The organism is Pseudomonas fluorescens (assembly GCF_001708445.1).
Lineage (GTDB): Bacteria > Pseudomonadota > Gammaproteobacteria > Pseudomonadales > Pseudomonadaceae > Aquipseudomonas > Aquipseudomonas gorinensis.
Genome location: NZ_CP015637.1, coordinates 3,972,802 through 3,995,525 on the forward strand (window position 1 = coordinate 3,972,802; position 22,724 = coordinate 3,995,525).

The 22,724-nt window shown below is 63.9% G+C and carries 16 protein-coding genes and 1 pseudogene; 7 read left to right on the forward strand and 10 right to left on the reverse strand.

Annotated features, from left to right (window positions below; genetic code table 11):
- Nucleotides 1-47 precede the first annotated feature (47 nt).
- Nucleotides 48-6,188: pseudogene (locus A7317_RS17485) on the reverse strand (amino acid adenylation domain-containing protein); the annotation flags it as partial.
- 209 nt (nucleotides 6,189-6,397) lie between these two features.
- Here A7317_RS17485 and A7317_RS17490 point away from each other — a divergent pair.
- Together A7317_RS17490 and A7317_RS17495 are read left to right on the forward strand one after the other, a co-directional pair.
- The gene (locus A7317_RS17490; RefSeq protein WP_024076056.1) at nucleotides 6,398-6,649 is read left to right on the forward strand and encodes a type II toxin-antitoxin system HicA family toxin; all 252 of its coding nucleotides are present in this window, start codon (nucleotides 6,398-6,400) and stop codon (nucleotides 6,647-6,649) included.
- Nucleotides 6,646-7,005: a type II toxin-antitoxin system HicB family antitoxin gene (locus tag A7317_RS17495; RefSeq protein WP_024076057.1), complete on the forward strand. Its 360-nt coding sequence runs from the start codon at nucleotides 6,646-6,648 to the stop codon at nucleotides 7,003-7,005. Before A7317_RS17490 ends, A7317_RS17495 begins: the two co-directional genes overlap by 4 nt.
- On the opposite strand, the gene A7317_RS17500 is transcribed toward A7317_RS17495, so the two are convergent.
- The 6 genes from A7317_RS17500 to A7317_RS17525 all read right to left on the reverse strand — a co-directional run bounded on the left by A7317_RS17500 (nucleotide 7,006) and on the right by A7317_RS17525 (nucleotide 13,129).
- The gene (locus A7317_RS17500) at nucleotides 7,006-8,178 is read right to left on the reverse strand and encodes an MFS transporter (RefSeq protein ID WP_069076463.1); all 1,173 of its coding nucleotides are present in this window, start codon (nucleotides 8,176-8,178) and stop codon (nucleotides 7,006-7,008) included.
- Nucleotides 8,179-8,218: 40 nt separating this feature from the next.
- Entirely contained in the window at nucleotides 8,219-9,574 is a 1,356-nt protein-coding gene (locus tag A7317_RS17505) for an MATE family efflux transporter (RefSeq protein ID WP_069076464.1), read from the reverse strand.
- Nucleotides 9,575-9,600: 26 nt separating this feature from the next.
- On the reverse strand, nucleotides 9,601-10,173 hold the full coding sequence (locus A7317_RS17510; RefSeq protein ID WP_069076465.1) for a DUF2239 family protein: 573 nt from the start codon (nucleotides 10,171-10,173) through the stop codon (nucleotides 9,601-9,603).
- Nucleotides 10,174-10,535: 362 nt separating this feature from the next.
- On the reverse strand, nucleotides 10,536-10,883 hold the full coding sequence (locus tag A7317_RS17515; protein ID WP_024076061.1) for an FmdB family zinc ribbon protein: 348 nt from the start codon (nucleotides 10,881-10,883) through the stop codon (nucleotides 10,536-10,538).
- Between the two features lie 2 nt (nucleotides 10,884-10,885).
- Nucleotides 10,886-12,115, reverse strand: a complete 1,230-nt coding sequence (gene fmdA, locus A7317_RS17520) for a formamidase (protein ID WP_024076062.1) — start codon at nucleotides 12,113-12,115, stop codon at nucleotides 10,886-10,888.
- Nucleotides 12,116-12,220: 105 nt separating this feature from the next.
- On the reverse strand, nucleotides 12,221-13,129 hold the full coding sequence (locus tag A7317_RS17525) for a LysR family transcriptional regulator (protein WP_024076063.1): 909 nt from the start codon (nucleotides 13,127-13,129) through the stop codon (nucleotides 12,221-12,223).
- Between the two features lie 204 nt (nucleotides 13,130-13,333).
- Between A7317_RS17525 and A7317_RS17530 the strand changes: the two genes are divergently transcribed.
- On the forward strand, nucleotides 13,334-13,729 hold the full coding sequence (locus tag A7317_RS17530) for a helix-turn-helix domain-containing protein (protein WP_024076064.1): 396 nt from the start codon (nucleotides 13,334-13,336) through the stop codon (nucleotides 13,727-13,729).
- Nucleotides 13,730-13,787: 58 nt separating this feature from the next.
- Nucleotides 13,788-16,559, forward strand: a complete 2,772-nt coding sequence (locus A7317_RS17535) for an ATP-binding protein (RefSeq protein ID WP_069076466.1) — start codon at nucleotides 13,788-13,790, stop codon at nucleotides 16,557-16,559.
- On the opposite strand, the gene A7317_RS17540 is transcribed toward A7317_RS17535, so the two are convergent.
- Nucleotides 16,506-18,011, reverse strand: coding sequence for a winged helix-turn-helix domain-containing protein (locus A7317_RS17540; protein ID WP_024076066.1), 1,506 nt, complete (start codon nucleotides 18,009-18,011; stop codon nucleotides 16,506-16,508). The two genes, A7317_RS17535 and A7317_RS17540, sit on opposite strands and share 54 nt — an antisense overlap.
- A 95-nt stretch (nucleotides 18,012-18,106) precedes the next feature.
- A complete protein-coding gene (locus tag A7317_RS17545) occupies nucleotides 18,107-19,057 on the reverse strand; it encodes a GlxA family transcriptional regulator (RefSeq protein WP_069076467.1) in 951 nt (316 codons plus the stop codon).
- Nucleotides 19,058-19,237: 180 nt separating this feature from the next.
- On the opposite strand from A7317_RS17545, the gene A7317_RS17550 reads away from it, so the two are divergent.
- Both A7317_RS17550 and A7317_RS31140 read left to right on the forward strand, forming a co-directional pair.
- A complete protein-coding gene (locus tag A7317_RS17550; protein WP_024076068.1) occupies nucleotides 19,238-19,960 on the forward strand; it encodes a pirin family protein in 723 nt (240 codons plus the stop codon).
- Nucleotides 19,961-20,104: 144 nt separating this feature from the next.
- Nucleotides 20,105-20,647, forward strand: coding sequence for a phage infection protein (locus A7317_RS31140; protein ID WP_081329431.1), 543 nt, complete (start codon nucleotides 20,105-20,107; stop codon nucleotides 20,645-20,647).
- Nucleotides 20,648-20,709: 62 nt separating this feature from the next.
- On the opposite strand, the gene A7317_RS17560 is transcribed toward A7317_RS31140, so the two are convergent.
- Nucleotides 20,710-21,714, reverse strand: a complete 1,005-nt coding sequence (locus A7317_RS17560; RefSeq protein ID WP_069076469.1) for a quinone oxidoreductase family protein — start codon at nucleotides 21,712-21,714, stop codon at nucleotides 20,710-20,712.
- Nucleotides 21,715-21,816: 102 nt separating this feature from the next.
- Here A7317_RS17560 and A7317_RS17565 point away from each other — a divergent pair, with 102 nt between their 5' ends.
- Nucleotides 21,817-22,680 (forward strand): LysR family transcriptional regulator, encoded by an 864-nt coding sequence (locus A7317_RS17565; protein WP_069076470.1) that lies wholly within the window; start codon nucleotides 21,817-21,819, stop codon nucleotides 22,678-22,680.
- The last annotated feature ends 44 nt before the right edge of the window (nucleotides 22,681-22,724 follow it).

The window sequence follows — 22,724 nt, forward strand, 5'->3', positions numbered from 1 at the left end:
CCAACGCGGGGCAAGCCCTAATGCCGTTCAGTTAAGGCTTTTTTGCCCACCAGCACATCCGGCCCGACGCCTGCCTCGAGCAAACGATGGGCCAGGCGATTGGCGCGGCGGTTCAGCTCGGCATAGCTCAGCGACACATCGCCGAAGTGCAACGCCGGTGCAGCCGGTGTGCGGGCGACCTGCGCTTCAATCAGCTCATGCACGCAACGCTGCAACGGGTAGTCCCGCGCGGTGGCATTCCAGTCGCCGAGCACCTGGCGGCGCGCGGCCTCCGTCAGCGACGGCAAATCCCCCAGGCGCTGCGCTGTGGTACTGGCCAAGCCTTGCAACAGGTACTGGAAGTGCGTGGCCAGTTGCTCGATCTGCGCCTCACTGAACACCTGCACATCAAAGCTGAACTCGAATTCCAGGCCCGCGCCTGCCCCCAACAATACCGTCAGTGGGTAGTGGGTCTGCTCGATGTTCTGCACATCACTGAAGGTCAACCCGGCCGGCGCGCCAGCGGCCAGCGCGGCGGAAACCGGATAGTTTTCAAACACCAGCAGCGTGTCGAACAACGCCGCGCCACTGGCGCCCGCCCAACGCTGGATATCGAACAAGGGCGTGTGCTCGTGCTCACGCAAGCTGAGGTTCTGCGCCTGTACCTGTTGCAACCACTCTCTGACCCACAAGGTCGGGTTCGGGGTGGCGATCACCGGCAAGGTATTGATGAACAGCCCGACCTGCTGCTCCACACCCGGCAAACCCGCCGGCCGCCCGGCCACCGTGGCGCCGAACACCACGGTGTCCTGGCCGGTCTGGCGTTGCAGCAGCAACAGCCAGGCGGCTTGCACCAGCGTGTTCAGGGTGATTTTGTGGGCCTGGGCAAACGCCTTGAGTGGCGCGGTCTGCGCGACGCTCAGGGCCAGGGCGTAGCTGCCCTTGGCCGAAGAATGCTCGGTCGGGGTGGCGCGCGCCAAGCGCGTCGGCGCCTGCAACGTGGCCAACTGGCCTTTCCAGAATGCCTCGCTGGTCGACGAGTCCTGGCCTTGCAACCAGCCAATGTAGTCGCGGTAATGCCCTTGCAGCGCCGGCAACGGCTGGCCGACATAGTGCTGTAAGACCTCCCCCAACAATTGCGCCCGGCTCCAACCGTCCAACAGGATGTGATGGTTGGTGAGGATCAGGTGGAAACGATCGACACCGATACGCACCAGTTTCAGGCTGAGCAACGGCGCCCGATCCAACACGAAACCTTGCGCGCGCGTGGATTCGCTCAACGCATCCAATGCCGCTTGCGGGTCTGGTTGCGCCTGCCAGTCGTACTCGACGAAGGGCAAGGCGCTCTCGCGATACACCGCTTGCAACGGCTGCGCCTGGTCCTGCTGCCAGATAAACCCGGTGCGCAACATGTCGTGCCGCGCCAGCACCTGTTCCCAGGCGCGTTTGAAGCGCGGCACGTCCAGGCCGTGGAGATTGGCGCGCAACTGGCTGACATAGATTGCGTCCTGATCCTGCTGGTACAGGCTGTGGAACAGCATGCCCTGTTGCATCGGTGACAGTGGGTACAGGTCCTGCACGTCGCGCGATGGCAGCGCCAGGTCGTCCAGTTGCCGTTGAGTCAAACGGGCCAGGCTGACATCCGCCGGCGTGAAAGCACCGTGTTGCGGATCGACGCAATGCTCGATCAGCGCCAACAGCTCGCGCTGGTAATCGTCCGCCAGGCCCTGAAGGGTCGAGGCCTGGAACATCTCGCGGCTGAAGCCCCATTGCAGCGCCAGTTCGCCACCGTACACCTGGCCCTCCACCGTCAGCCAGTTGGCCAGCGGTGCTGCCGGGTCCTGGGCCTGGCCACTGCCTTGGCTGGCGGGTACGAACAGCGCCGACTCATCGAACTGGCGGTCGAACTGGCCCAGGTAGTTGAAGGTAATGCGCGGCGCGGCCAACCCGGCGAGGGACGCGCGGGCCTCGGGCGTCCCCAGATAACGCAGCAGGCCGTAGCCCAGGCCCTTGTCGGGCACGGCACGCAGTTGCTCCTTGACCGCTTTGATCGCGCTCGACAACTCGCCATCGGCTTGCAGGCGGACCGGGAACAGGCTGGTGAACCAACCGACGGTGCGGGTCAGGTCGAGCCCATCGAACAGGTCTTCGCGGCCATGGCCTTCGAGCTGGATCAGCGCGGCAGGCTGGCCGCTCCAACGGCAGATCACGCGGACCAACGCGGTCAGCAGCAGGTCATTGACCTGGGTGCGATAGGCCAGCGGCGCGTCCTGCAACAACCGGCGGGTCTGCTCGGCATTGAGGCGGGTCTCGAGCCTGCCCTCCAGGTGGTTTTGCAGGCCGCCCTGGGGGTTGTCGCACGGCAGCTCGGTGTCGCTGGACTGGGCCTGCCAGTACGGCAATTGCGCGCTGAGGGTGCTTGCATGGGCCTGCAACTGCCGCGCCCAGTGCTGGTAGGCGCTGGTCTTGTTTGGCAAGGGCTGCTCGCGATAAGCCTGTTGCAGGTCCTCCAGCAGAATGCGCCAGGACACGCCATCGACCACCAGGTGGTGCACCACCAGCAGCAAGCGTTGTGTGCCATCGGCCAGGCTGACCAACGCGGCACGCAGCAGCGGGCCTTGCGCCAGGTCGAGGCTGCGCTGGGCTTCGTCACACAGCGCTGCCAGCTCAGCATCGGTGCTCGCGTGGGATTGCCACAACGCCGCCTCCGTCACCGGGGCGGCGTAGGCTTGCTGCCAGCCGTCGCCCTGTGGGGTAAAACGCAGGCGCAGGGCGTCGTGATGGTTGATCAAGTGCGTCAAGGCGGCGTCCAGCCGCGCAGGCTCCAGCGCCTCGCGCGGGGTCAGCAACAGTGACTGGTTCCAATGCTGGCGCGCCGGGATCGCCTGGGCGAAAAAACCCTGCTGCACCGGGGTCAGGATCACCTCCCCGCTCACCGGGCCCTGATCGATAACGATCGACGCGTCCTGGCTCGCTACCCGCGCCAGGCTGCGCACACTCTGGTACTGGAACAGGTCGCGCGGGCTCAGGCGTATGCCCGCCTGGCGCGCACGGCTGACCACCTGGATGGAGATGATCGAGTCGCCGCCCAGTTCGAAAAAGTTGTCGTCCAGGCCGACCTGCTCGACCCCGAGCACATCGCGCCAGATCGCCGCCAACGCTTTCTGTACAGGCTCCTGCGGGGCCGCGAATGCCTGCTGCGCCACGGCTTCCGGCAATGGCAAGGCCTTGCGGTCGAGCTTGCCGTTGGCGGTCACCGGCAGCTGGTCCAGGGTGATCAAATGGGTGGGGACCATGTACTCCGGCAAGCTGTCGAGCAGCCAGGCCTTGAGGTCGATTGGCGCGTCGCCATTCGGCACCAGGTACGCCACCAACTGCTTGCCGCCGTGAACCAGCACCACGGCTTCACGTACGCCGGGGTGCTGCATCAGTTGCGCTTCAATTTCGCCCAGCTCGATGCGCAGGCCGCGCAACTTGACCTGATGATCGAGGCGGCCCAGGTATTCGAGCACGCCGTCGGCCCGTTGGCGCACGCGGTCGCCGGTACGGTACAGGCGCTCCCCCGCAACGAACGGGCTCGGCACAAAGCGCTCCGCCGTCAACCCAGGGCGCCGATGGTAACTGCGCGCCAGGCCGGTGCCGCCCAGGTACAGCTCGCCGGATACGCCAGCGGGCACGGGGTTGAGCTGGGCGTCGAGCACATAGGTGGCGAGGTTGGCGATCGGGCGGCCAATGGGCACGCTATCGGCGCCTTCGTCGACGCACGTCCAGTGGGTCACGTCGATGGCGGCTTCGGTCGGGCCGTAGAGGTTGTACAGGGCGGCGTTCGGCAATTTGGCGAACACCTGGCGTTGCGCGTCGAGGGGCAATGCCTCGCCGCTGCACACGATGCGCTTGAGGCGGGTACAGCGCTGCACGCCCGGCTCATGGATAAACGCCTGGAGCATCGACGGCACAAAGTGCAAGGTGGTGATGGCGTGCTGGCCGATGGTCTCGATCAGGCGCGCGGGCTCGCGGTGTTCGCCTGGCGCGGCCACCACCAGGCGAGCGCCGGTCATCAGCGGCCAGAAGAACTCCCATACCGATACGTCAAAGCTGAACGGAGTTTTCTGCAGGACCGCGTCACTGGCATCCAACGCGTAGGCCTGCTGCATCCAGCACAGGCGGTTGACCAGTGCACGGTGGCTGTTGCCGGCGCCCTTGGGCTTGCCGGTGGAGCCGGAGGTGTAGATCACGTAGGCCAGGTTCTGCGCCTGCATGGGCACCGCCGGCGAGGCGCTGCTATAGCCCTCCAGCCACAGCGCGGGCTGGTCCAGGGCAATCACCCGCAGGCCAGCGGCAGGCAACAACGGCAATAGGCTCTGTTGGCTGAGCAGCAGCGCAATGCCACTGTCTTCGATCATGTAGGCCAGGCGTTCCTGGGGGTATTCGGGGTCCAGCGGTACATAGGCGCCACCGGCCTTGAGGATCGCCAGCAGGCCGACCACCATGTGGAGGGAGCGCTCGACACAAATCCCCACCAGCACGTCCGGGCCGACGCCCTGCTCGCGCAAGGCGTGGGCCAGTTGATTGGCGCGCGCGTCGAGTTGCGCATAGGTCAAGGTGGTGGTGCCGAACACCAGCGCCGGGGCATCCGGTGTGCGCTGCACCTGGTCTTCGATCAAGTGGTGCATGGCACGTTCAGTCGGGTACGGCGCGGCGGTCTGGTTCCAGGCCTGCACCAGCAGGTGCTGCTCGTCGGCGGCCAGCATCGGCAACTCACCGATGCGCTGCTCACCATCGGCCACCATGGCCTGCAACAGACGGATCCAGTGGCGCGCCATACGGGCGATGGAGGGCGCGTCGAACAGGTCGTTGGCGTAAGTCAGCGCGGCATGCAGGGTGCCGGACTTTTCATAGGTATCAAGGGTCAGGTCGAACTGGGTGGTGCGGCCCTGCCACTCCACCAGGGCCAGTTCCAGGCCAGAGGCAGTGCGGACCGAGGCAATGTCGGCCACCACCGGCTGGTGGTTGTACATCACCTGGAACAGCGGCGTATGGCTGAGGCTGCGCTCGACCTTCAGGGCTTCTACCAAGCGTTCGAACGGCAACTCCTGGTGGTCCTGGGCGCCCAGGGCATGCTCCTTGATGGCGTGCAGCAACTCGGCCACGCGGGTCTGCCCGGTCAGCTCGGTGCGCAGCACCTGGGTGTTGACGAAGAAGCCGATCAGCCCTTCGACTTCACTGCGATTGCGGTTGGCGATGGGCACGCCGATGCGCAGATCAACCTGCCCGGTGTAGCGATGCAACAACACGTTGAACGCGCCAAGCAGCAGCATGAACAGCGTGACATTGTGCTTTTGCGCGCAGTTGCGCAGTTGTACCGCCAGTGCCGGGTCGATTGCGAAGGTATGGCGCGTGCCCTGATAGCTGGGCATGGCCGGGCGTGGACGGTCGGTCGGCAATTCCAGTACCGGGTGCTCATCGCCCAGGCGCGCTTGCCAGTAGTCGAGCTGGCGCGCCTGCTCCCCAGCTTCCAGCCAGCAGCGCTGCCACAGGGCATAGTCGCTGTACTGGATCGGCAATGGCGGCAGTTGCGGCGTGTCGTTGCGCTCGTGGGCGTCGTAAAAGCGGATGAACTCGTCGATCAGCACGTTCATCGACCAGCCATCGGAGACGATATGGTGCAGGGTCAGCAGCAGCACGTGTTCCTGTGCATCGAGCTTGAGCAACTGCACACGCAGCAACGGCCCGTGCTCCAGGTCGAACGGCAACAGCGATTGACGGGTTGCCGCCTGGTTGACGGCCTGCTCGCGCGCCGTCGGCTCCAATGCGCTGAAATCCAGGTGTTCGATGGCCAGCGATGGCTCGACGGCCACCTGCACCAGGCGCTCATCGGCCTGGCGCTGGAACACCGTGCGCAACGTTTCATGGCGCGCCACCAGGCTGGCGAATGCCTGCTCCATGGCGCGCTGGTTCAATGCGCCCTTGAGCCGCACCGCCCCCGGCAAATTGTAGGCGCCGCTGGTCGGGTCCAGTTGCCACAGAAACCACATGCGCTGCTGCGCGTAGGACAACGCCTGGCGATCCTGCGCCTCCACCCCTGCCGGAATCGGAAACCGGGAAAAATCCACCCCTTCCTTCTGCAACGCCTGCAGGAACAGCTGGCGTTTTTCCAGGGGCAACCCGATAAACCGGCGAGCAAGTTTCAAGGAGTCTTCAGCATTCATTTCTTGGAGTCCGGAGCAATAGGCGGGAAGCACAAAGGCACGTCGTCCCTATAAAACGAACCGGAGAAGGAAAAATTAGCGGAGGGCGGGAGGCGTCGAGCAGCGCGTCATCAAGGGTTACATCAATCTCCGCTGAGTCACGCCAACTCGGGCTAGCATTGACGCACACCACTTTTTGCAACTACATTTAGTTACACGCAGGGAACGCCGTGTCCAAAAATGAAAAGCTGCTCGCCAAACTGCTCAATGAACACATGACATTCACCTGGCCCGAGCTCGTCACGCTGCTGCGTCGGCTTGGCTACACACAAATCGAGGGGGCGGGAAGCCGCGTCAAGTTCGACATCGGCGACCCCACGGCAATGATCACCTTGCACAAGCCTCACCCCGGCAACGAACTGAAACACTACATTCGTCGCCAGGTCATCGAACAATTGAGATCAGGAGACCTGATTCAGTGAACAACCAACTGAAATACAACGGTTACATCGGCTCTATCGAAGCCAGCCTCGAAGACAACTGCCTGTTCGGCAAAATCCTCTTCATCAAGGCGCTGGTCAGCTATGAAGGGAAAACCGTCGCCGAGTTGGACGCGGCCTTCCGCGAGGCCGTGGATGACTATCTCGCGACCTGCCAGACCCTGGGGCAAACCCCGGAGAAGCCATGCAAAGGCTCGTTCAATGTGCGGGTCGGCCATGACCTGCACCTGGCCGCGGCCCTGGCGGCAACCCGTAAGAAAGTCACGCTCAACGACCTGACGCGCCAGGCGTTGAACGAGTTCCTGCAACACCACGGCGCAGACCCGGCGATCGGTTGATCAACCCAGTCGCCGATAACCCAGCACCGCCGCCCCCAACACCACGGCGCCCGCCGCCAGCGACACCCAGAAGCCGCTGGCCGCGCCAAACTGGTCGATCATCCAGCCGCAGCTGGCGGCGCCGATGGCCACGCCGATACTGAGACCGGTGATCAGCCAGGTCATGCCTTCGGTGAGGCGGCTCGGCGGGACGATTTGTTCCACCAGGGCCATGGACACGATCAGCGTCGGGGCGAAGAACAGGCCGGAAACGAAGATCGCCACAGCCAACCCAGGGATGTTCGTCACCAACAGCAGTGGCAAGGTGGTCAACGCCGTGGCCATCCCGCAGCACAGAAACTGCCGGGGCAGCGGCGCCTTCAACTTGAGCGCGCCGAACGCCAACCCCGCCAGGCACGAACCGATGGCATACACCGACAGCACAATGCTCGCCGCTGCGGGTTGGCCCTGCTGCTGGGCAAAGGCGACACTGACCACATCCACCACGCCGACGATCACACCCATGGCCAACAGCAGGATCATCAGGATCAGTACCGACGGTGAAGCGATCAACCAGCGGCCGTGATGGCCCTGGTGCTCATGCACCGGCGGTTCCGTTGCGCGTTGCAACACAAAGACGGTGACGCCCACTGCCAGCAGCAGCGCCGCCACCAAAGGCCCGGCTTCCGGGAACAGCACGACGCTCAGGCCAACGGAGATCGGTGGGCCGATGATAAAACACACCTCATCGAGCACCGACTCCAGGGCAAACGCGGTCTGCAGCTTGGGTTGGCCGCGGTACAGCGCGGTCCAGCGCGCCCGTACCATCGCCGACATATTGGGCATGCAACCGGCCAGAGCGGCGAACAGGAACAACGTCCAGCTGGGTGCCTGGAAACGCGTACACAGCAACAGCAACAACAACGCCCCGCCACCGATCAGCGCGGCGATCGGCAGCACCCTGCCCTGGCTGTAGCGGTCGACCAGCCGTGACACCTGCGGCGCGCAGAATGCCGTAGCCAGGGCAAATATCGCCGCCACCGACCCGGCCAAGCCATAACCGCCGTGGACCTGCGAGAGCATGGTGATCAGGCCGATACCGGCCATGGACACGGGCATGCGTGCCAGCATCCCGGCAAGTACAAAAGCCCGGGCACCGGGCGCCTGGAACAATTCGGCGTAGGGGTTTGCCATCACTGCACTGTCTTCTTATAAGGAGGTGCGCAACCTTTTATCACACCAGCCGCTTGATCTGCTTGTGCCGCCACACCAACCGAAAGTACGTCGTCTGCAATGCCAGCATCGCCAGGTACGTCACGGGAAACGCCATCCACACCCCTTCCAGGCCGAAATGCGCGTTGAACAGATACGCCATTGGCAGTTCAACGCCCAGCACGCAGAAAATCGAGATCGCCACCGGCATCAGCACCACGCCGCTGGCACGCATGATCCCGCCGATCACCGCCTGGAAGCCGAACACCAGGATGCTCCATAGCATGATATGCAGCAGGTGTTCGGCGTTGATCCGTGCGGCGTCGTCCGTGATGAACAAGCCCAGCAACCAGTGGGATAACAGGTAGCCCAGCAGGATCAGGCCACCTGTCAGGCACAGGTTGATCAGCAACCCCGTACGCAGGATCGGCCCGATGCGTTCCAGTCGACCGGCACCAATCGCCTGGGCGCCCAGGATCGACGCGGTAATGGCAATCGACAGCGCCGGGAATTGCACATAGTTGACGATTTGGGTGACCGCGCCATAGGCCGCCGTGGCTTGTGAACCATGGCTGTTGACCAGGGCGAGGATGACCAATTCCGACAGCGACAGCACCACCATCTGCAAACCGGTAGGCAGTCCGATGCGTAGCACCTTGCCTAGAATCACCCGATCCAGACGCAAGGCCGCAAGCAGTTCACGATCCGGCGCCATCACATGGTTTTTATGACGCAGGCGCAGGATCAGAAACAGCATCGCCGACGCGTTACCCGCCAGCCCGGCATACACCGCACTCTGGATGCCCATCGGCGGCAAGCCAACCCAGCCGCGGATCAGCGCCGGGGTCAGCAGCAGGCCGACCAGGGTCGAGACCATCAGCGCCAACAACGGCGAAACCGTGTCGCTCACCCCGCGCAACAGTTGGGTGTAGAGGATAAACACCAGCAGCAGCGGCATGATCAGCATCATCATCTGGGCATAACCCACCGCGTCATCCAGCACATCGATGGGGGTGCCCAGTGCCTGCAAGGCCGGGCGCGCGAACAGGCTGCCGAGTACCGCCGCGATCAAGCCCACCAGCGCGCCGAGGGTCAAGGTGGCCCCGGTGATGGCCTTGACCATCCCGGTTTCCTGGGCGCCCCAAGCCTGGCCGATCAGCACCGAGGCCCCCGCGCCCAGGCCGATCACCAGCGCAATAAAGAAGAAGACGATGGGAAACATCCCCGACACCGCCGCCAACGCCTGGGTACCGAGCATTTGCCCGACATAGATGCCATTGAGCGTGCCGGAAAAACTCTGCAGGAAGTTGGACAGCACCATCGGTGCCAAAAAGATCAGGTAGATCTGCCACAACGGCCGTTGTTGGGTGACTTCCATGGTAGTTCGAGTCCCTGGATTTATGATCAGGCAGTAAAAGCGTTGCGCGACAGCCAGGCCAGGTACGTCTGCACGTCTACCGGCCAGTGCGCGATCTGCTTGGAAAAGTCCGCCGCATCCTGGGCAAACAGCGCCCGCGCGGCATCCTCGAAACCCGGCAGGTCGCCGCCAATGGCGCTCATGAAGCGATAGCTGGCCTCCTTGGCATGGCGCATTTGATCACGGCAGGCATGGACATTGCGCGCTTCATCGACCAATCGGCGCAACGCGGCCGAAGCGCCGCCACGCTGCTGGCCCAACCACGCCCAGTGGCGAGGCAGCAAGGTGACTTCCCGCGCGACCACGCCCAGCTTTGGGCGCCCGACCGTGGGCACCGCGGGGGGCTCGTCATCGGTGTCTGTCGGTGCGGGTCGTTCCGGCGCATAACCTGCCGGCCAGGGATAGTCGACCTGGGTGCCGGTGGCGTCGTCAAAGACCAGGAAACTGCCCGCCGACAGGCCAAGGTCAACCAGGGCGGCAGCCACCTGGGCATAGGAACCGGCCGCCACGCGTTGGTGACGAACAAAGGCGCTGCATTGGGGAGTGATGTGTGCAGGCATGGCTTATTACCCGGATATTATTTATTTTACCCGGATCATATTAGCCATAACGCTTCAACTTACAAGGCGATTCTCGTGAAACCTCCCGCCACTGAGCGCCGCCTGGACTGTGTGGCGAGCGGGCTTGCCCCGCGTTGGGCTGCGCAGCAGCCCCAGTAAGATCACCGCGTTTTTTCAGACAAAATGCAGTGCGGGATTGGGGGCTGCTGCGCAGCCCAACGCGGGGCAAGCCCGCTCGCCACACAGGCCCGCTTGCCACAACAAGCCCGCTCGCCACAGGGAGATTGGTCAGGATCTGAAGAGTGGTGTAGCTACCCATGCCACCATCGCCTGAGGCATGCGTACCGGACAACGCTCCTGGTCTAGTGACTGATCATCCAAGGCCGTGGCCCGGTCTGGGTCTTGAGGCCCAAGGGGTTGGCCTTGCTCGGCTCGACTTTTTTACCGGTGCCGCAGCAACTGCATCCGGCCGGATGGCGACGGTTCTCCCGGTATTCGCCGACGGTCTGCGGTGCGTGGGCACTGCGCTCGTTGCCGGCGATGGCCTTGCGTTGGTTGGCCGACAGCGTTTGCAGCGCCGGCGCCGACACCCTCAACGGCCCGCCAGGTCCTTCGCAGTACGGACACTGGCTGGGCTCGTTGCGCTGGGCCATCGGCCGCAGCAGCGTGAAAGTGCCACACGCCTCGCAGGCGTATTCGTAGGTCGGCATGGCTACAGGTCCGGGGCAATGGGCAGGTCGATGCTGCCGTCGAGGTATTTCGTCGGGCCGTTGGCGGTGGGGTTGATGTCGAACTCGAAGATCTCCGTGGGCAACCACAAGGTCGCGCAGGCATTCGGAATATCCACCACACCGCTGATATGCCCCTGCACCGGTGCCGAGCCGAGCAACGCATAACCCTGGGCCGGCGAATAGCCGAACTTGGTCAGGTAGTTGATCGCGTTCAAGCAGGCCTGGCGGTAGGCGATGTTGACGTCCAGGTAGTGCTGCTGGCCCTGCTCGTCCACCGAGATGCCTTCGAAGATCAGGTAGTTCTTGTAGTTCGGGGTGATCGGGCTCGGCTTGAACACCGGGTTCTTGATCCCGTACTTGGCCATGCCGCCCTTGATCAGCTCGACTTTCATATGCACCCAGCCGGCCATTTCGATAGCGCCGCAAAAGGTGATTTCACCGTCGCCCTGGCTGAAGTGCAGGTCGCCCACCGACAGCCCGGCGCCGTTGACATAGACCGGGAAGAAAATCTTCGAGCCACGGGACAAATCCTTGATATCGCAGTTGCCGCCATGCTCACGCGGTGGCACGGTGCGCGCGCCGGTCGCGGCCGCATCGTCACGGGCCTGGCCCTTGAGCTTGCCCATATGCGCGGTGGCGGCCAACGGTGCGTTGGCCAGCGGCGGCACGCGGGTGGGGTTGGTGTCGATCAGTTCCTGCTCGCGGCGGTTCCAGTCGGCAAGCATCACCGGGTCGGGCAGGCAGCCAATCAGGCCCGGGTGGATCAAGCCCGCGAAATTCACCCCTGGGATATGCCGTGAACTCGTGAACATGCCCTTGAAATCCCAGATGGCCTTTTGTGCGCTGGGAAAATGGTCAGTGAGGAACCCACCCCCGTTCTGCCGCGAGAAAAAACCGTTGAAACCCCACTGGGAGTCGGCCTTGGCGCCGATATCGAGCAAGTCCACCACCAGCAAGTCACCCGGCTCGGCGCCGTGCACCCCCACCGGGCCAGACAGGTAATGCACGGTGGACAGGTCCACATCGCGCACATCGCTGGCGTCGTCGTTGTTCTTGATCGCGCCGGCGGTCCAGTCGTAGGTCTCGAGGATGAAATCATCGCCCGGCTTCACCCAGCACGCCATCGGGATATCCGGGTGCCAGCGGTTATGGATCTGCTCGTTCTCGGTGACGGGCTGGTTGAGGTCGACTTTGATCAGCGTTTCGGTCATGGACTGGCTCCTGGACGGATGACGGGATGCGTTCAATCCAGTCTCAGGGGGCCAGAGAAATCGGGAAATACGTTGGATGACGTATGGGCGCGGTCACCCGGTGCCTCAGATCGCCCGCGCCATATGCTCGGTAATCCGCCCGCGCAACCAGCGCTCTGCCGGGTCGTTGTCATGCACTCCGCTCCACACCATTGACAACTCCGCCGCGTCGATCGCAAACGGCGGGTCTTCGGCGCGCAACGCCGTGCCCTCGGTCAATGCACAGGCGGCGTAATCCGGCACCGTCGCAATAATCTGCGTACCCGCCAGCAGTGCACGCAGGCCGCTGAACTGCGGCACCGCCAGTACCACCCGGCGCGCGCGGCCGATGCGGGCCAGGTCCAGGTCGATATTGCCGCTCAAGTCACCCGAGAACGACACCATCGCATGGGGCCGTTCACAATAGTCATCCAGGGTCAGAGGTTCTGTACCGGCATCGCCACGCAACACCTTGCAGGGGATATCCCGCAGCTTCTTGCGCTTGGCATTGGCCGGCAGATCCGTGGTGTAGCTGACCCCCACAGTGATTTCGCCACTGGCCAGCAACGACGACATCAACAGGTAATTGGCCCGGCGCACCACCACGATGATCCCCGGCGCCTCTTCGCGCAGTTGGCTGAGCAACGGCGGAAACAGGCCGAACTCAGCATCGTCGGACAGGCCAATGCGAAACACCGCGCAACTGGTGGACGGGTCGAAATCCTTGGCGCGGCTGACCGCGCTTGAAATGGTGTCCATGGCCGGTTGCAGCTCCTTGAGTATCGCCACCGCGCGTGGCGTGGGCTCCATGCCCCGCCCGTTGCGCAGCAGCAACGGGTCGTCGAACAGGTCGCGCAAACGGCCCAGGGCCGCGCTGACCGCCGGCTGGCCCATGAAGAGTTTTTCGGCGACCCGGGTCAGGTTCTTCTCAAACATCAGGGCCTCGAAAATCACCAGCAGGTTCATGTCGACGCGGCGCAGGTCGTTGCGGTTCATGGCGATATCCAAACGGTTGGCAAGCCACCAGATAAGCACGCAGGGCACGCTCTGGATTGCATGCCTGTGCTGTCTTTTCCGTGCCGGCACCTGGCGAAATTAACAACGATTAACTCGTCAGCCAGACGGTTAGGCCCCAAGAATGAAGCGGTCTAGACTGCATCCATTCACCGGGAATGCTCCCATCGACTGCGGAAATTCGTCATGGCCCGACTTGAGCACTGTGCTCCACGCTTATCCTCCATCGGTGGCCTCTGCCCCCGACGCGAGCGTATCGCCAAGCAACTGATCCTCGCCAACCTTGGCGAAAGCCTGGCAATCGCCGACCTCGCCCAAGCCTGCGCCTTGTCGCGCAGCCATTTTTCCCGCGCATTCAAGTGCACCACGGGGCTGTCGCCCCAGGAGTGGATACGCCAGCAGCGCATCCAGCGCGCCAAGGAACTGATCATCGGCTCCGCGCTGAGCCTGACGCAAATCAGCCTGGAATGTGGGTTCTGCGACCAGGCGCACTTCTGTCATATCTTCACCCGCAGCGAAGGGGTGAACCCGATGACCTGGCGAAATCACCAATTGCGCCGCAAGCAGGTGATTGCCGCCTAGTGATCCTTGCCGACGTGGAATATGCTCAGGCGATTGTCTTTTCAGGGCCTGCGCCAGCATGAATGACCTCAGCGACCAGGCCGTACATTTCGGCCCGTACCGCATTCACCCGCGCCAACGCCTGGTGCTGGAGGCCGGCCGCCCATTGCGTCTGGGACGGCGCGCGGTGGAAATTCTGCTGATCCTGCTGGAGCAGGCAGGCAATGTGGTGAGCAAGCAGGAACTGATCGCGCGGGTCTGGCCGAAAAGCGTGGTGGAAGACGGCAACCTGCGGGTGCATATGGCGGCGTTGCGCAAGGCGCTGGGCGATGGCCAGGCCGGGCAGCGCTATATCGTGACGGTAGCCCAGCGCGGCTACAGTTTTGTCGCCCCACTGAGCATCGAGCCGATGACCCTGCCCACCGACGGCCCTCCCCACAGCCAGGGCCACAACCTGCCGCTGCGGCGTACACGAATGATCGGCCGCCAGGCGCTGATCGACGCGCTGGTGCAGCAATTGCCGCAACAGCGTTTCATCACCCTGACCGGCGCCGGGGGTATCGGCAAGACCACCGTGGCGCTGCGGGTCGCGGAGCTGCTGATCGGGCACTACGCCGATGGCATTCGCCTGCTGGACCTGGCCCCCCTCAGTGCGCCGTCGATGATCCTGCCCAACCTCGCCGCCCTGCTCGACCTGACGCTTACCGAGCATGAGCCGCTGCTCGCCCTCGCGCGCAGCCTGCACCAACGTCAGTTGCTGCTGGTGATCGACAACTGCGAGCACCTGCTCGATGACATGGCCCTGATCTGCGAAACGTTGCTGCGCCATGCGCCCCACCTGCATATCCTCACCACCAGCCGCGAAGCCCTGCGCGCCGAGGGTGAGTATGTGCAACGCCTGGAGCCCCTGGCCTGCCCGCCCGCCACTGGCAACCGTGCCCAGGCCCTGGGCTACCCGGCCCTGCAACTGCTGATCGAACGGGCCATGTCCCATCAGGACAGTTTTGAACTGAGCGAAGCCGAACTGCCCCTGGCCATTGACATCTGCCAGCGCCTGGACGGCATTCCGCTGGCCATCGAGTTGGTAGCGGCGCAAATCGAACGCTTCGGCTTGCCACGCCTGCTGGTGCAAATGGAAGACAACTTCCGCCTGCTCACCCGTGGCCGGCGCAGTGCGCTGCCCCGCCAGCAAACCCTGCGCGCTACGCTGGACTGGAGCTTCGACCTGCTCACGCACTGCGAGCAGATTTGCTTGCGCCGCCTGGCGGTGTTTCGTGACGGGTTCAGCCTGGCCAGCGCGGCGGCAGTGATCGCCGGAGAGCCGATTGCCCCGGCCGAAGTGCTCGGTTCGATCAGCCAACTGGTGGCCAAGTCCCTGCTCAACGTGGAGCCCGGCGATGACGAGGTGGTGTACCGCCTGCTGGACATTACCCGCACCTATGCCCTGGAAAAACTCAGCCAGGCCGATGAACTCGACACCACCCGCGAGCGCCACGCCGCGCGCTGCCTGGTATTGATGGAGCAGGCGCGGGAGGACTGGGAGCGCACGGCGACCCAAGCCTGGATCGACCGCTACGCACCGCTACGCGAAGACGTCCGCGCCGCCCTCGATTGGGGCTTGGGCGACCAGGGCACGCAGCAGTTGGGCATTCGCCTGACGGTCAGCGCAATGCCGCTGTGGCAGGAATTATCCCTGCTGCGCGAGCACAGGTTCTATGTGGGCAAGGCGCTGGTATTGATGCAGCAGTCGAGCGCGCCCTGCACCCAGTTGATGATGCAACTGCAATTGGCCTTGGGCAGCCTGTCCTATCACGCCCTGGGTGGGGCGCCCCAGACGATCGCCGCCTTCGAGCAGGCCAGGCAGTTGGCCGAAGCGCGTCAGGACGTTGCGGGCCAATTGCGGGCCGTGTCCGGGCATATGGCGGTCAACCTGTGTGCCGGTCACTACCGCGAAGCCCTGGAACAGAGTGTGCAGTTCGATCGTCTCGACCCACGTACCGACCCGCTGCTGGACCTGAGCGCCCAGCGCTTGCGAGTACTGGCGCAGCATTTTGCAGGCAACCAGACACTGGCCCTGCACAATGCCGAACAGGTGATCCAGCGCATGGCCCACAGCGGCCATCTCAATCGGTTCACCCATGGCTTCGGCGTGCAATACGACCAGAGCGTCGCCTCACTGACCGTGCTTGCCCGCATCCAATGGCTGCGCGGGGCTCCCGAGCGCGCCTGGCGGACCGCCAGCCAGGCGCTGGAGCTGGCCTTGCAGATCAATCATGGCACCTCGATCTGCTACACCCTGGCCCTGGCCGGTGTGGTGATCGCCCGCTATAACGGCGATGGCGCGGCCGCACAGGCATTGCAGGCACTGCTGTTACAGCATGCCCAACGCCATTCGGCCCAGCTGTTCCAGACCTGGGCGGCGCACTATGCCGACGGGCCAGGCCAAGGGGATTTGAACGGCCTCGGCCTGGTCAAGGACATCATGATTACACTGGGCGTTGCGACGGTGGACGAACCCGCGGTCGAGCGGGTGCGCAGCGGTGCCGCCGGCTGGTGCGCGCCGGAATTGCTGCGGGTGCGCGCGCAGGCGTTGCTGCACCAGGACGCGCCCGACGCCGCCGAAACCCTGCTGTTGGAAGCCCTGGGCCTGGCGCAACAACAAGGCGCCCTGGCCTGGGAGATGCGCAGTGCGGAGTCGCTGGCGCGACTGTGGCAAAAACAAGGTCGCCGGCAGGCCGCTCGCGAACTGCTGGGTGGGGTTTACGCGCGATTCACCGAAGGTTTTGCCAGCCAGGACCTAATCCGCGCACGCAGCCTGCTCGACGAGTTGCAGGACCAACGGCCGGCCTGAAAACGGCCCCAGGTAATGCCCATAACCCTGCTGCAATCGCGCCACCTGCACCGGGTCGCGCAGTTGCATCAGCGCGTAGCTGCGCACGCTGTTAAGCAAGCGATAACGCTGCGCACCCGGACCGGGCTCGACCGTCAGCAACGAAGTGGCGACCAGACGCCCCAGCAGGTACGCCAGGTCGGCGTGTTCCAGCTCGGTACCCGCGACCAGCGTGACAAGGGTCGGCAAGGTCACCGCCATCTTGAACAAACCCAATTGCAGGAACAGCCAGCGCTCCGGCAGGCTCAGGCGCTGGTAGGTCCAGTCCAGGGCCGCGGCCATGGAGCGGTGCCGTTCAACCGCCGTGCGCCGGCCCCGGGTCAGCACCTGCAAGCCATTGCGCAATTGCGCCTGCACACCGTGTACCCCCAAGGCATCGACCTGGGCAGCCGCCAGTTCGAGGGCCAAGGGAATACCATCCAGACGCCGGCAGATATCACGCAGCGGTGCCAGGTCCTGGGGCCGCAGCGCAAAGCCCTGCTGACCGGCCCGAACCCGAGCGACAAACAGTTGCACGGCCGGGTACATCATTGCCTGCTCGACACTGGCCCAGGCGTACGGCATCGGCAATGCCAACCGGGGCACGCGTTGCACCCATTCGCCGGGGACCTGCAGGGCTTCGCGACTGCTCAACAACACCGTCACCCGAGGCGCCCGCTCAAGCAGCGTGCGCACCAGATGCCGACAGGCGGCGAGCAACAGGTCAGCGCCATCCAGCACCAGCAGCAATTGGTGTGAAGCCAACTGGCGCGCCAGTTCACGGGCGTTATTGCAGGCTTCAAGACCCAGCGTTCGGGTCACGTGGCGAAGCATTTCCATCGGCGCCTCGACCGTCGCCAGGTCCACCCACCATACGCCGTCGCCGTAGCGCGGCAGCACGCGCTCGGCCAGTGCCAGCGCCAAGGTGCTTTTGCCCACGCCGGCGCTTCCGGTCAACGTCATCAGGCGTTGCCCGGACAGGCGCCGCACCAGCACGCCCAGCAACTCATCGCGACCGATCACCGCGCTGAGCCGCACGGCCAGATTGTGCCTCGGTGTAGTCGCGGCCACGGTGCCCTGCCCCGGCGCCACGAAGCAATACCCGCGTTGGGGGTCGTTGAGGATATAGCGCTGGCCATCCAACGCCCGGCGCAAGGCCGCGATATGCACGCGCAGGTTGTTCTGCTCGACCACGCTGCACGGCCAGACCCGCGCGATCAGGGTGTCCTTGCTGACAAACTGCCCAGGGGTTTCCAGCAGCACCGCCAGGATATCCAGGGCCCGCCCGCCCAGCGGCACCGGCCAGCCAGACTTGCTGACCAGGCGCTGTTGTCGGTGAAACGTGTAGGGGCCGAAGCTCACCGAGTGCGGGTTGTTCATGTCCGTAACAGCGCTGAAACACCCGAGCTTGGGCGTCTGCGCCTCCTTTTCCATGGGCCTGGCGCTATCTTGCCAGCTACCCGTGACAGGACAATGCTGGCACAGGGAGCGTCACGGACATTCAGGTGCGCGAGACGGACATCCTGTCGTTAACTGAACTGTTGTCGGTATTGGGTGGGGTTGAGGCCGAGCTTTTCAGTGAACAGAAAACGCATATGCCGCACGCTGCCAAAACCGGCGTAGAAGGCCACGGTCTTGAGCGGCAGGTCGGTGGTTTCCAGCAAATGCCGCGCGCGGTCGATGCGCGCGCCTTGCAGGAAGGCCATGGGCGTCATCTGCACCTCCTTGGTAAACAGCCGCGCAAAATGCCGGGCACTCATGCCCGCCAGGGCCACCATCGACTCGATGGTGTGTGGCTGATCCAGATGGGCCAGTACCTGGTTCTGCACACGGGTAATCGCGGTTTCAAGGGGCGACACGGCGGCGGTCATCGGGCTGAACTGAGCCTGGCCGCCCTGGCGCTTCATCACCACCAGCAGCACCTTGGCGACTTCCACTGCCACCTGTTTGCCATGGTCCTGGGCTACGACCGACAGCGCCAGGTCGATACCGGCCGTGACCCCACCCGACGTAATCAAGCGGCCGTCCTGCAGGTAGATGCGGTCAGTCTCGACGATGGCCTGGGGGAAGGCTTTGATCAAGCGTTCGGTGTAGTGCCAGTGGGTGGTCACCCGGTGGCCGTCGAGCAGCCCCGCATGCCCCAGCACAAAGGCGCCGGTGCAGATCGAACCGAAACGCCGCGACCGAGGTGCAGCGGCCCGCAGCCAGGGCAGCAAGTCGGGATGGCATTCGTTATAGGCACCGGGGCCGCCGGGCACCAGCAACAGGTCGTAGGCATCGTGCGCCTGCTCCAGCAGCAGGTCGGGCTGGACGACGACGCCGTTGGACGCGCGCAGCGGGCCCGGTTCGGTGCCCAGGGTAAGGATCTGGTAGTGCTGCGCCGGCGGCAGGTAGCGGTTGGCAATCGAAAACACTTCAAGCGGCCCGGCCATGTCGAGCAGGAGGAAGTCCGGAAACAGCGCCATGGCCACGGTTTTCATCACGAGAGACGTCCATCGGAAAAGAATGCGGCCGGCATTATGGCACGTCTTTTACTGTCAACCCACATGAGACAGTTATTCAGTTTTTAGCTTCTTAATGAATATTTCGGTAACCAGTAATCTTCTTCTCAACGCAAGCGCCCTGCATGTCGCAGCCCGCGCTCACTTGAGGACACCACCATGCTGACCCTTCGCAAAGCTTCGGAACGCGGCGCCGCCAATCACGGTTGGTTGAAGTCGTTCCACACCTTCTCGTTCGCCAACTACTGGAACCCCAAGGAACAGGGTTTCTCCGACCTGCTGGTGATCAATGACGACCGCGTCGCCGCCGGCAAAGGCTTCGGCCAGCACCCGCACCGCGACATGGAGATTTTCTCCTATGTGCTCGAAGGCGCCCTGGAGCACAAGGACACCCTGGGCACCGGCTCGGTGATCCGCCCCGGCGATGTGCAACTGATGAGCGCCGGCCGCGGCGTGGCCCATAGCGAGTTCAACCACAGCCAGACCCGTGGCGTGCACTTCCTGCAGATCTGGATCGTGCCGAACGTGGCCGGTGCCGAGCCGCGCTATCAGCAGGAGCACTTCAGCGAAGCACAGAAACGTGGGCGCCTGCAGTTGATCATCTCGCCGGATGGCGCCAAGGGTTCGCTGCATGTACGCCAGGATGCGCGGGTGTATGCCGGGCTGTTCAACGGCGATGAAAGCGCCAGCCTGGACCTGGCGCCAAACCGCCACGTGTACATCCATGTGGCCCGCGGCAGCGTGGAGATCAATGGCCAGCGCTTGCAGGAAGGCGACGGTGCCCGAGTACGTGACGAGCGCCAGATCCGCATAAGCCAGGGTGAGGATGCCGAGGTGCTGGTGTTTGACCTGCGCCCTCAAGAACAGCCGCAGATGCCATGACGGCCCTTGATGGCCCGCCCATGCGGGCCATCGCCGGCGTCGATAGTCACCATCAGCCCAATGAAGTTCTCTTAAAAAATGCAACGCGTAACATCAAACCCATACCCGGCAACACCCCAACTAAAACACTTGGAGCACACCATCATGAAACGCCAACTCTTGCTTAGCCTCGCTTTCTCGGTACTCGCTGCAAACGCTTTTGCCCACCCAGTCGTCGCTGAAGGCGGCTCGGATCGCCTGAATGCCAACCGTGTCGCCGAAGGCGGGGCCGACCGCCTGAATGGCAACCGTGTCGCTGAAGGCGGTGCTGACCGTCTGCAAGAACGTGGCCTGGTCGAAGGTGGTGCTGATCGCCTGAATGGTAACCGTGTCGCTGAAGGCGGTGCTGACCGTCTGCAAGAACGCGGCCTGGTCGAAGGTGGTGCGGATCGCCTGAATGGCAACCGTGTCGCTGAAGGCGGTGCTGATCGTCTGCAAGAACGTGGCCTGGTCGAAGGTGGTGCGGATCGCCTGAATGACAACCGTGTCGCTGAAGGCGGTGCTGACCGTCTGCAAGAACGTGGCCTGGTCGAAGGTGGTGCTGATCGCCTGAATGGCAACCGTGTCGCCGAAGGCGGTGCTGATCGTCTGCAAGAACGTGGCCTGGCCGAAGGCGGCGCTGATCGCCTGCACAGCAACAACGCCTGACCCCGCGCTGTTCGCGGGGTACCCCAAACCGGCCTGATCAGCCGGTTTTTTTTTCGTCTGCATTAAACCAAGTCGCGGTCCACCCACACCACCGCCTTACCTATTTGTTGCCGCGCCTCGATGCGCGCATGCACCTGCTTCACCGTCTCCAGGCTGTAATGTCCCTCGATCTCCACCGTCAGCGATCCTTCCAACATCGCCGCAAAAACCGCATTGGCTCGCCGTTGCACGGTCGCGCCATCGGCCATGTGGTCAGCCAAGCGTGGCCGCGTCAAAAACAGTGAGCCGGCCTCCCCCAGTTCAATCGGGTCCAGGTCCGTCAGCGAGCCCGAGACATTGCCGTAATTGACGATCAAGCCTCGCGTGCGGCAAGCGCGGAAACTGTCACGCAAGGTGGTTTTGCCCAGTGAGTCGAACACCACATCCACGCCCTGCCCCGCCGTAGCCTCGCGCACGCGCTCGGCGAATCGCCCTTCGTCATACGTCCAGGCCTGGTGGGCACCGCGTTGCAGGGCAATCGCGCATTTTTCAGCGCTGCTACCGGTGGCGAATACCGTCGCGCCCAACCGCCGCGCCATCTGCACCAATAATTGGCCAATGCTGCCGGACGCCGCATGCACCAGGCAGGTACTGCCGACGTGCAAGCGCGCCACATCGTCAATCAGGTAATGGGCGGTGCAGCCCTGGAACATCGCGGCTGCCGCCTGATCGAAGGTGATTGCGCTGGGAATCTGCGCGATTTTGTCCGCCGGCACAGCGGCGTATTCGGCATAAGCCCCCCAGGCGATGCACCAGGCGACCCGATCACCGACGTGCAAATGACTGACGCCGGCGCCTACGTCAACGACCACTCCGGCGCCTTCCATGCCCAAGGTGCAAGGCAGGCGCACCGGGTACGTCACCGATTGGGCGTACTTGCCCTGGCGCGTGTGGACATCCATGAAATTGATCCCGGCACAGGCCACCTTGACCAGCACATGGCCTGGCGTGGCCTGGGGTATGGGAGCGTCATGGCGCAGCAGGGCAACCTCGGGTCCGCCATAGGTTTGCAGGGTGATGGCTTTCATCGGGGAACAACTCCGTTTGCACTGGGAAGCGGCCATGGTAAAAGGACCTTCTCAGTAGGAAAATTCCCCAAACTCTCCCAACCCCTGTGCGGAAATAACCCGATGTTCGATTGGCAGGACCTGTATTACTTCACCGTCTTGGCCCGCACCCAATCGCTGTCGGCCGCCGCCCGCGAGTTGCAGGTGGAACACGCTACCGTCGGGCGCCGGGTCGACGCCCTGGAAACAGCCCTCGGGGTGAAACTGGTCGACCGCCTGCCCCGCAGCCGACCACTCACTGCCCAGGGCCGGGCATTGGCTGAACTGGCGGCGGGCATGGGCGAGATGGCTACCGAAGTCATGCGCTTGTCACGGGTAGCGTCCATCGAGCTGGCCGGCACGGTACGGGTCAGTTGCCCGCCGTCCATTGCCAACCATTGCATCGCGCCCCACGTGGCGCGCTTGCGAGCCCAGTACCCACAGCTGAACCTGGTGCTGATGCCCTCCACCCAACTGGCCGCGCTGGATAAGGGCGAAGCCGATATCGCCCTGCGCACCGTACGCCCCGACGAGGACGCGCTGGTGCGCCGCAAGGTCGGTGTGGTGCGCTTCGGGTTGTATGCCGCGCCAGTGTTCAAGCAACTGCCCGCCGCCCACTGGACGTTCATCGCCTACGACAGCAGCCGCGACCACCTGCCCCAGCAAGCGTGGATGCACCAACTGCGCGGCCAGCGCCCGATCGTATTTGCCGCCAGTGAGTTGATCACCCAACAAATGGCGGCCCGCTCCCAGGTGGGCGCGGTGGTATTGCCGACGCTGGTGGGTGATCACGACCCGCAACTGGCGCGCTTGCCCACCGCCAGCGACGGGCCGGTGCGCGATATCTGGTTGACGGTGTACCCGGATATGCGGCGCTCACCGTCAGTGAAAGTGGTGATGGAATTCTTGGTCGATTGCATTGAAGGCGAGCCGCAACTGCGGCGTTGATTCCGCCCAGGGTGCCGAGGAATTTATTGCGATACGCCGCCGGC